The following is a 9,015-nucleotide window of genomic DNA, read 5'->3' as shown; positions in this document are numbered from 1 at the left end:
GTAATGAAAAGGTCGGGGGTTCGATTCCCCCAGGCGGCTCAAGTACTGCGGGGGGTCCGCTGTGAGTGATTCCAGCGGAACCTCGAACATGAGCGCGATCGCGTCCAAATCCTCTATGTCCCAAGCGGTTTTGCCGCTCATCCGGCGTGACATGTACGCCTGAGACCACCCCAGCACGTCCGAGACGCGTGCGGCACTCACGTTGTGGCGCGCGAACAGAGCCCGCACATTGGCCGTGACTTTGTCGGTACGCCGCGCCGGTGCGACATGGTTATTCCGGCGAGGGATCTGCGTGACTTTCATGCGACCAGCGTAAGGCCCATTGAGCGACACGGCAATAGAACATGCTTGCGGATAGTCGCTCAGCGCCTTACTGTGACGTCCATGGGAACGTCTCAAACGTCATCGCTTCGCCGGGTCGGTAACCGCCGACACCTGGCGCCTATCGTGCTGGGCGAGATCAAGGCGGAGATGGCGCGGCAAGCCCGTAGCCAGGCCTGGCTCGCGCATGAGCTCAACCTCACCCAAGCGGCGATCTCGCGCCGATTCCGCGGTGAGGTTTCGCTCTCGCTCGACGAACTCGACTCGATTGCTGACGTGCTCGGATGCGCGCCGGTGGACTTCGTTCTGGCCCCCGAACGCCACTCCGGACAGGTTGCGTCATGAGCGCCCCGGCCCCCGAGGTTGGCCAGGTCACTTTCAGCGGCCCGATTCCTGGGTTCCTGGTCGCGTTCGATCTGCGCCACGAGCACCGGCACCAATGGGAGGGGACCGACCTAGCGTTCACGGACCGCGCGGCCGCCGAGGCATTCCTGGCCGACCGGTTGCGTGCCTTGCCTGAGAAGCCGTTTCGGGTGTACGCGCTGGTTGCCCTGCCCGATCATCGGGAGGGGCTGACCGTCACGTCGATGCGTGCCAGCGTCAACGCCGAACCCGTCGCCAGTGGTGGCCCGTGCTGACGCCGGTAACCCTGCCGCTGGGCCTGTGGATCGCCGCGGGCATCGCGTGGATGGTCGAATTCGCGCTGATGTGGCGCGCTCAGTGGCGCTACCGCCGCACGATGCGGGACTACCGGGCCGCATCCAAGCGCCTGGACACCGCGGCCGCGGCCGTCGACGACAGCCCGCCCGGCACCGTGACCCCGCTGCGCTCACCCCGCGATCACCGCGTGCGCCCCCTGCACGAACTCGGTTACGCCGACCAGTCCGGGGGAGTGCGACGTGACTCGCGCGACGAAACCTACTGACGCCGGTGCCCGCTCCCGCTCCGGAAGGAATCCCATGCTGACCTACCCCCAAGCCACCCAGCGCGCGCTACGCGCTTTCGTACTCGCGATCGTGTTCGGGTTCGCCGCCATCGCCGCCACCCGCCTGCAGCTCGCCGCGGGATACTCCACCCCGCTCGCGTTCGACATGGTCGTGTGGACCGCCATGTTGGTGGTCGCGATGACCGCGGTCGCCGGCGCCGGGGTGTGCGCGTGGATGCGTGTGTCGGACCTGGTCGCGTTGCGCCGGTACCGGCTGCGCATGACCACCGACCCCGACACTGAGCCTTTGATGATCGCTGTCCGGATGACCGGCGGCCGCCACCGGACCGAGGCCGGGCTGTGAGCCGCATCGCGCCGCGCTCAACGTGGCTCACGCTGACCAGTCCCACGGCCAGGGCGGCCGCCCCGTTGACGCTGCTCGCCGGGTGGGTCGGGTTCCTCAGCGGCTGGATCGATGTCGGCGCGTTCCTCGGCGTGAGCCTGTGGGCGATCCTGCTCGGTGCCGCCGTCGTGGTCGCGCACCTGTACCTGTTCGCGCGGCGTGCGGTGATCCAGCTCGCACGGAGGTGGCGCGCGTGATGGACACCCACGAGCTGCAATGGATCGGCGAGCACGCCCCGGCGGCCGCCGAGATGGCCGCGGTCGTCGACAAGGCGTTGGCCGCGCATACCCAGTGGGACAGCCTGCATCACTTCATGGTGCTGGGAGCCGACAAGACCACCGGGCGCGTATCGCCGATCGAGATTGCCGCGATCCACACCGCCATGCGTCCAGAGCTGTATCCGACGCTGATGGATCGGCTGATGCGTACCCACCTGGCCACGATCACCAACACCAACACCAGCACCCACACCACGGTCGGTGCCCTGTTGCAGATCGAAGGCCACATGGTCGTACATAGCCCAGCCGATCCGCTGACACTCGGCGAGCAGGCGGCGATCGAGCGGCGCGAGATGAAAACGGTGGACCGCAGCGTCGAACTCGCCGTCGTGTATGCCGCCGATCCCGGTGGTCGTATGTGGATGGCACGCAAGGCCCGCGAGGGCGACATAAACGAGCCCGCGGCCATCGTGGCGAACTACTCCGGCGGTTTCGCCGACGGCTTGCGCCGGTGCGTGGACCTGATCGCACCCGCCTACCTCGCCGCTCAGCGCTCGCCCTGGGCACGACCGAAGGGGAGGGGGTGATTCCTGTGTTCGATCTCGACGTATGCGCGTGGGTGCGTTCTCTGCTGCACCTGACCCCCCAGCCGATCCCCTACGAGACGCCGACCGGGTTCTGGTCGCAGCCTTGGTGATCGCCTGAGTTTCCTCACCGCGGGATGAATCCCGTGCTCGCGGTGAGGCGTCCGAGGGGGCGGCCCCGCGAGCCGCCCGAAAGCGGCTGGAAGGCCCAGTTTCCGGGCTACCCCCTCGGCTCCCAACCTCGCTCGCGCCAGCGCGAGCCGGGGCGAGTGTAGCGAGCAAGAACCCCCGGCACGGTATCCGGCCGACCGGGGGCTACCAGCGAACAGAAATAACCACTACGACCAGGAAGTATACCCGTGAAACGCGAATCACACTACCGCGCAACAGGATTCACGAACCGGACGGTCGGTAACGCGCTGTGAAGCACCCAGCCACCACCGCCCCCGCCCACTGCCGTACCGGCCGCGTGGCCGCACCGAGCCGGGCCGCACCCCGGCACTGATCCCCAGGAGGCCCCAGTGCGTGCAGTGATCGCCGGTCCCGACGGCCCCGAGCCGCCACCGGTGAGAGTGATCCGCACCCCGAGGGCCCCCGTACCCCACCGGTACCGCGTCGGCCGCCACGGCCCGCTGGTGCTGATGGAGTGCCGGACCTGCCGCGCCCCGTTTCACCGCGACGCACCGGTACCCCGAGACCTGCTGTGCCGGACCTGTCGCCCCGATGACAACCAGTTAGCCCTGTTCGACGTCGCCGACGCCGACGAGGGCACAGACCGAGACGAGTAGCGATGCACGCCGATGAGGCCGACGACACGACCCTCGAGGACGGGACGCCGGTCCGGCTCGCCGTGCAGTGCCGTCGCTGCCGCGGCTGGATGACCTCGCCGGCATCGGTGTCCAACCGGATCGGCCCGGTATGCGCCCGGCACGAACGCGCTGCCGCCCAGCGGGCCGCGCGTCGCGCCGAGCCCGGCCTGTTCGACCTCGAAGACACGGCCGCGCCAGCGGCCACCACCGCGCCGCCGCAGCAATAGCCGCGGCCCACACACATCTTGGAAGGGGCACCCATGGGACGACCGATCGAATTCGGCAAATCGTGGAAGGACCTGTTTCGTCGTGACGATTTCTGCGCGCAGCCACTGCTCGACAAACTGCTGTTCACGCTGCTGATCCACCCCGACGAGTGCGACCACGCCGGGCTGGGGCGGATCACCATTCGCCGCTGGCTCAAGCCTCTGGCACCGGCCACCGAGGACGAGATCAGGGCCGCGCTCGACCGCCTCGATCGCGCGGGTTCCGTCATCGTCGACTGGGACACCGAAGAGTACTTCGCGCGTGAGTTCATGGTCCGCGACCAAATCGGCAAGATGCCCAACACGCTCGCGAACGCCGCGAAGTCGGCGGCCGCGGTATGCAGCCCCAAAATCGCGGCCCGCATACCGGCCGAACTCGCCCGCGCCGATGTCTACCCCCGGTCCGGCAACGCAGCGACCGCCGAGCGTCTGCAAGCCGCGCTGCTCGCCGCCGAGGAGCACTGCCGCAGCCTCGCCGACCGCTCACCGACACCCCCGCGCGATCCCATCCCCGATGGGATCACCGATCCCATCCCCGATCCCATCGCCGCCGACCACGAATCGGGGCCCATATCGGCCGAAATCGATCCCATCGCCGATCCCATCGCCGATCCCTCAGTTGTAGTTGCAGTTGAAGTTGCACCGTCCCGTTCTGTTCTTCAACCGACTAAAGAAACTGATTACCTAACGCAACCAGTTACTTGTGCTGGTGGCCGCGAATCGAACGAACGGCCCTCGGTGTCGGTTGTCGAGCTCGATCCGCCGCCGACCCCGCCCGCGCACGTCCCCGGTCCCGAGTGCGCCACCGCGCCCTGTGGCCCGTGCGCCGACACCGCCCGCGCCACGATCACCGACCTGGCCACCCACACCGCCGAACGCGGCGCGTGCGGGCTGTGCGACCACCACGGCCGCCGCATCGAGCCGCCCGCGCTCGTGAGCCTGAGCCTGCCCGCGATCCGCTGCGACCACACCCCGCTCTCGCTCGACGACTGGCGCCGCCGCGCCACCGCTCCCGTGCCGGTGCGCCCCGGCGACTGGCAGTCTCGCGCATCCCGCAAATCTCGCAACTCGACGAAATGGACCCGCACCCATGCCGCAGCAGCAGCACACGACGTTCCTGCACATCGAAACGACCGCGAACCACTTGCGTCGTAGGCCCTGGGAAATCGCGATGATCCAGCGCGTCACCGACGGGCACGCCCCGCCCGTCGACCGCGAAATCCTGATCCAGATCACCGGCGTCGACCTGACCGACGCCGACTTCGCCACCCTCGAGAGCAACCGGTTTCACAAGCGCCACATCGAACACCGGTTCGACGAGGACACCGCCCCCGCGGTGTGGTTCCCGCCCGCCGCGCCCCACCCGGTGATGAACCTCACCCACCGCGATGCGATGCGTAGGCACGCCGGGGCACTGGTCGACCTGGTCTACCAGCTCACCAACACCTGCGAGCCTGGCACGGTCATCGCGGTTCCGGAGTCCGACGCCGCCACGATCGTGGCGGCCTGGACCGGGGGCACTAACGTGGTCGGACTCGATCCGGAGTTCGACCTGTTGACGCTGTCGCTGATGTTGGACCGTCACGGCTACCGCCCCCAGCCGTGGAACCAGCACCTGACCAACATCGCCACCGAGGCCGCCGGGTGGCTGCGCGCCAAAGTGTTCTACGCGACGGGTTTCATCGCGGCTACCGCCCGGGAATTCGATGTCCAGACCAATGCCGAGACCATGGGCGGACGACTGCTCGGCGAGCTCACCCAGCTCCCGCGCCACACCGGACGCCTGGCGGAACTGTGCGACGTCGCCGCCATCACCGACGAGGAAACCCAGACCGCCCTCGGTGGTGCGCGATGGATTCGCCGCTGGTGGGACGCGATCACCCCGCAGCAGGTGAACCGCTGATGACCGAACCCGCACCCACCTACGACGCCGGTGGGGTACTTCCGCGCGGCGCGTGGGTTCCGTACCGCTCCGACTGGGTGGCGCACGGAGTGCGCTGGACCGACGAAACCGGCGCCGTTCGCGTGCACCAAACCCATACCGCGGCCATCGCGCCGCCCCTCGCGTCGATGCTGCGCGCGATCCAAGCCGACCGCGGTGCCGTCCCCGACGCCGGTGTCATCACCCGCCAGATGTCGGGAGACCAGCCGATCGGGGAATGGGTCGCGGCCGGACCGAGCACGGGGCCGACGGCATGAGCACCGACAACGTCGTCGACGACCTGGCCCAGCGCGTCACCCGGGCCCGAGCCCAGGTCGCGCACCAAGACGATCCGGCACTGACCGCTGCCTACAGCCCCGCCGAACTCGACGCCGAGCGCGACCTGGCCGAGTCCATTCGTCGGCTGGACCGCGAACAGCGCCGCGCCGAAGCGACCACCGCGGCCGCGGCCGCCGCCCGTGTCCGCCGCACCGGCGACGCGATCGCCGCGATCGAGCTGCGCGACGAACTCGCCGCCGCGGCCGCCCTGGCCGCGCACCGCCGCGCCGCCAGCCCCACCGCCCAACTGGCCGACCTGCACCGCTACCGGGTATGGGCTGGCCGGGCACTCGGTGGTGTCGTCGCCGCGGGCATGGCCTGGTCCGCGGTCAACGTCCAGCAGAACATCGCCGGCGGGGCGCCGGTGACTGACCCGCTGTTCTGGTTCAGCTATCTGATCGAGGCCATGATCAGCGTCTGTTTGATCGTGGTGATGGCCGGTGCGCCCCGGCTCGCTGGGCACGGAATCACGGTGTCACGGCGCACCCTGACCGCGGCGGAACTCGCGCTGCTCGCGCTCACCGTCGTACTCAACACCTACCCGCACCTATCCGACGGCCATTTCTACGACGCCGCGGTGCACGCCGTCGCACCCGCCATGATCGCGATCGCGCTGGCCATCCATCACGCCATGTCCACCCGCGTCGCCGCCGCACTGGCCAACGCGGCACCCGCCGCGACGACACATGCCGCCGCCGCTCCCGCTGCTGCGACGGCACCCGCTCCGGCACCTGCCGCAGCACCCGCCGCAGCTACGTCACCCGCTACGGCACCCCGCGCGACGACGGCACCCGCCGCAGCATCCGCCCCGGTCACGGCACCTGCCGCAGCACCCGCCGCCACCACGGCACCCACACCCGCCCCGGTCCGCGTTCACGCACGCCCATCGGTACGTGAGCTCGCCGAACAACTCATCCAAGGAGGCATCCGCACACCCATCGACCAAGTCACCGCGATCATCGCCGCCGCCGACGCCGACATCGAGGCCGGGCACACGCGCCCCCGCGTCACCCGCATCGCCACGGCGAACGGCGTAGGCCACAACACCGTCAAACGCATCCTCACTGCCGCCGCGGACATCCGCGGTGCAGGCGCCCAGGTGATCACCCTGCACGCCGCCTCTCAACCCTGACCACGCACACACCAGAAAGCCGCACCATGAGCAACTTCGCCCTGATGATCCCCACCGAACTGCACCCCGCCGACACCATCCGACTCAACGCCGCCCTGTCCGCCCTCGGCGCCGTGTTCGGGCCCATCACCGTCGCCGCGCGCGCCGCCCGACTCAGCCACCCCACCACCGCGACGGAACCCGTCCCCGACCGCGAGACCCGCCTCAACGCCGCACTGTCCGCCCTCACCGACACGTTCGGACCCATGACCGTCGCCGCGCGCGCCGCCCGACTGAGCCACCCCGCCACCATCGCCGCGGCCGCCGCCCACACACGAGAAATCCCCGCATGACCTACGGCTACCGGTACCGCCCGGGCTCTCGAGTATTCGAGCTGCCCGGGCTGGGCCCGGACCAAGCCCACGCCGAAGTCGAGCGGTGCCGCACCGCCCAACGCAAGTACGGCGGGACGGCCACCGTCGAACTGGTGCAGCACACCCCCGACGGCTGGCACCCCGTACCCGAGTCCGCCCACACCCAGGAGAACCCATGACTTCGCGCGATCACCTGCACGATGGATTCGCCATCGACGACCCCCTGGGCCGCGGAATCGACGGGCCCTTACTGAGCCATCTCATGGGCGCTGCGTTCGACCGCTGCGCACCGTGCCAGGCCGACCTACTCGCCGCGGTCGCCGATCACCCCCCGACTGCCGCGCGCGCCGTCGAGCTGGCGTGCATCGCGGTGCACGAGAAGGTAGGCGGGTTGCCGGGCAACCTCACCGAACCCGACATCCACGCGATTGCGTCACGGGCATTTCGTCACCTCGCCCGAACCGGCGTGAACCACGGAAACGAACAGATGTTCGAAGCGGCCGCGGTGATGTCGATCACCGACCGCGCCGCCGCCGTCGACAGCGCGCTGGATCTGCTAGTCGGCATCCTGTCGACCCCGGCATGAAGACGAAATGCGGTCGCGTCCCGTGCAAGGTCCGGGGCCCGGCGACGCTGTGCCAGCGGTGCGCCCGCGACCTGGTCGAGCGCCTGCAATCGATACCCGGGCTGGTCGCCGACGTGATCATCATGCGATCCGGCGAGCAGCGCCTGGGCGCACCCGACACCCCGCGCGTACACCTGACCGCCACACCCCGCATCCCGGTACAGCTCATGCCCCGCAACGGCGCCCCCGCGCTGCGCGGGGACCGCGAACTGACCGGGCTACGGGATGCGGTGATCGACACCACCCAACGCCTGGCCGCTGCGCTGGGTGTGGCCGGCGCACCGGTCGGGCACGGCCTGGCCCAGCTGGTGCTCAACAACCGCGGCTACACCCGGGCCGGTACCGACCTGCTCCGGCTCGATTCCACCCCGGCGACGCCGATGGAGATGGCCGCGATCTGGTGCGCGTGCCACCTCAAGGACCTACGCAACCACCCCGACGCCGCCGTCATTTACCGGCGTATCAGTAACGCGGTAAGCCGCGTGGAAGCCGCGATAGATCCCGAACGGCGCCGCTACCTCGGACCGTGCCCCACCGAGGTCGGCGACGCGGGCCAAACCTGCGGCGCCCGGCTGCTCGCCGCACCGGACCGGGCCACTGTGCGCTGCACCCGATGCCATACCAGCTACGTCGTCGCCGATCTCGAGGCGGACGCGATGCGCCGCGCCGAGGACGGGCTATGGACCGCCGCCGAGCTGCTGGAACATGTGCTGCCCAGCATCGGCCACCACATCCCCCGTTCGACGCTCTACTGGTGGACCCGCAAGCGCGTCGTCCCACCGCGCGGGCACATGAGCAGCGACGGACGCATCACCGACCACCAGCGCTGGCCCGGCGACCCCGAGGTCTACCGCCTCGGCGACGTCCTGGCCGCCGCCGCCCGCGATACCAACCCCACCCCACGAAAGGCCAACCCATGACCGTCCCCGAACTCACCGCCAGCGAAACCGCCCAAATCCGCCAGCACACAGTCGATCTCGTCGTCACCGCGTGGTTCACGAACAAGTCGGTGACCCCGAAAACCGCCGTCGAAGTGGCCGAGGTGTTCGCCAACTTCATCATCAACGGCAAGATCGCCGACCCCATCGGCACCAACGACACAACCCAGGAGAGCTGACG

18 protein-coding genes are annotated in these 9,015 nt (G+C 69.4%); 17 read left to right on the top strand and 1 reads right to left on the bottom strand.

Going from position 1 to position 9,015, the window contains the following annotated elements; genetic code table 11:
- A partial coding sequence (locus ACLJPD_RS32905; RefSeq protein WP_410877408.1) for a helix-turn-helix domain-containing protein occupies positions 1 to 303 on the bottom strand: 303 nt, incomplete at its 3' end.
- Between the two features lie 81 nt (positions 304 to 384).
- Here ACLJPD_RS32905 and ACLJPD_RS32900 point away from each other — a divergent pair.
- The 17 genes from ACLJPD_RS32900 to ACLJPD_RS32820 all read left to right on the top strand — a co-directional run bounded on the left by ACLJPD_RS32900 (position 385) and on the right by ACLJPD_RS32820 (position 9,013).
- Complete coding sequence (locus ACLJPD_RS32900) at positions 385 to 666, top strand: helix-turn-helix domain-containing protein (RefSeq protein ID WP_410877406.1); 282 nt, start codon at positions 385 to 387, stop codon at positions 664 to 666.
- A complete protein-coding gene (locus tag ACLJPD_RS32895; RefSeq protein WP_410877405.1) occupies positions 663 to 959 on the top strand; it encodes a hypothetical protein in 297 nt (98 codons plus the stop codon). The genes ACLJPD_RS32900 and ACLJPD_RS32895 overlap by 4 nt, the downstream gene beginning before the upstream one ends.
- Positions 953 to 1,246, top strand: a complete 294-nt coding sequence (locus ACLJPD_RS32890; protein ID WP_410877403.1) for a hypothetical protein — start codon at positions 953 to 955, stop codon at positions 1,244 to 1,246. The genes ACLJPD_RS32895 and ACLJPD_RS32890 overlap by 7 nt, the downstream gene beginning before the upstream one ends.
- Positions 1,247 to 1,280: 34 nt before the next feature.
- Complete coding sequence (locus ACLJPD_RS32885) at positions 1,281 to 1,610, top strand: hypothetical protein (protein WP_410877402.1); 330 nt, start codon at positions 1,281 to 1,283, stop codon at positions 1,608 to 1,610.
- The gene (locus tag ACLJPD_RS32880) at positions 1,607 to 1,846 is read left to right on the top strand and encodes a hypothetical protein (protein ID WP_410877400.1); all 240 of its coding nucleotides are present in this window, start codon (positions 1,607 to 1,609) and stop codon (positions 1,844 to 1,846) included. Before ACLJPD_RS32885 ends, ACLJPD_RS32880 begins: the two co-directional genes overlap by 4 nt.
- A complete protein-coding gene (locus tag ACLJPD_RS32875; RefSeq protein WP_410877399.1) occupies positions 1,846 to 2,454 on the top strand; it encodes a hypothetical protein in 609 nt (202 codons plus the stop codon). Before ACLJPD_RS32880 ends, ACLJPD_RS32875 begins: the two co-directional genes overlap by 1 nt.
- A gap of 518 nt (positions 2,455 to 2,972) precedes the next feature.
- Positions 2,973 to 3,239 carry a hypothetical protein gene (locus ACLJPD_RS32870; protein WP_410877398.1) on the top strand — a complete coding sequence of 89 codons (267 nt, stop codon included), beginning with the start codon at positions 2,973 to 2,975 and terminating at the stop codon, positions 3,237 to 3,239.
- A 2-nt stretch (positions 3,240 to 3,241) separates the two neighbouring features.
- On the top strand, positions 3,242 to 3,487 hold the full coding sequence (locus ACLJPD_RS32865; protein ID WP_410877396.1) for a DUF6011 domain-containing protein: 246 nt from the start codon (positions 3,242 to 3,244) through the stop codon (positions 3,485 to 3,487).
- 33 nt (positions 3,488 to 3,520) lie between these two features.
- Positions 3,521 to 4,681, top strand: coding sequence for a hypothetical protein (locus tag ACLJPD_RS32860; RefSeq protein WP_410877395.1), 1,161 nt, complete (start codon positions 3,521 to 3,523; stop codon positions 4,679 to 4,681).
- A complete protein-coding gene (locus ACLJPD_RS32855; protein WP_410877394.1) occupies positions 4,617 to 5,429 on the top strand; it encodes a hypothetical protein in 813 nt (270 codons plus the stop codon). The genes ACLJPD_RS32860 and ACLJPD_RS32855 overlap by 65 nt, the downstream gene beginning before the upstream one ends.
- The gene (locus ACLJPD_RS32850) at positions 5,429 to 5,725 is read left to right on the top strand and encodes a hypothetical protein (protein WP_410877393.1); all 297 of its coding nucleotides are present in this window, start codon (positions 5,429 to 5,431) and stop codon (positions 5,723 to 5,725) included. Before ACLJPD_RS32855 ends, ACLJPD_RS32850 begins: the two co-directional genes overlap by 1 nt.
- Entirely contained in the window at positions 5,722 to 6,918 is a 1,197-nt protein-coding gene (locus ACLJPD_RS32845; protein ID WP_410877392.1) for a hypothetical protein, read from the top strand. The genes ACLJPD_RS32850 and ACLJPD_RS32845 overlap by 4 nt, the downstream gene beginning before the upstream one ends.
- Positions 6,919 to 6,944: 26 nt before the next feature.
- Positions 6,945 to 7,250 (top strand): hypothetical protein, encoded by a 306-nt coding sequence (locus ACLJPD_RS32840; protein WP_410877391.1) that lies wholly within the window; start codon positions 6,945 to 6,947, stop codon positions 7,248 to 7,250.
- The gene (locus ACLJPD_RS32835; RefSeq protein WP_410877389.1) at positions 7,247 to 7,450 is read left to right on the top strand and encodes a hypothetical protein; all 204 of its coding nucleotides are present in this window, start codon (positions 7,247 to 7,249) and stop codon (positions 7,448 to 7,450) included. Before ACLJPD_RS32840 ends, ACLJPD_RS32835 begins: the two co-directional genes overlap by 4 nt.
- Positions 7,447 to 7,857 (top strand): hypothetical protein, encoded by a 411-nt coding sequence (locus ACLJPD_RS32830; RefSeq protein WP_410877388.1) that lies wholly within the window; start codon positions 7,447 to 7,449, stop codon positions 7,855 to 7,857. Before ACLJPD_RS32835 ends, ACLJPD_RS32830 begins: the two co-directional genes overlap by 4 nt.
- A complete protein-coding gene (locus ACLJPD_RS32825; protein WP_410877387.1) occupies positions 7,854 to 8,816 on the top strand; it encodes a hypothetical protein in 963 nt (320 codons plus the stop codon). The genes ACLJPD_RS32830 and ACLJPD_RS32825 overlap by 4 nt, the downstream gene beginning before the upstream one ends.
- Complete coding sequence (locus ACLJPD_RS32820) at positions 8,813 to 9,013, top strand: hypothetical protein (protein WP_410877386.1); 201 nt, start codon at positions 8,813 to 8,815, stop codon at positions 9,011 to 9,013. The genes ACLJPD_RS32825 and ACLJPD_RS32820 overlap by 4 nt, the downstream gene beginning before the upstream one ends.
- The last annotated feature ends 2 nt before the right edge of the window (positions 9,014 to 9,015 follow it).

Origin of the sequence: Nocardia sp. A7 (assembly GCF_046549215.1) — a bacterium.
GTDB lineage: Bacteria > Actinomycetota > Actinomycetes > Mycobacteriales > Mycobacteriaceae > Nocardia.
This window is presented reverse-complemented; position numbering and strand designations above follow the sequence as displayed.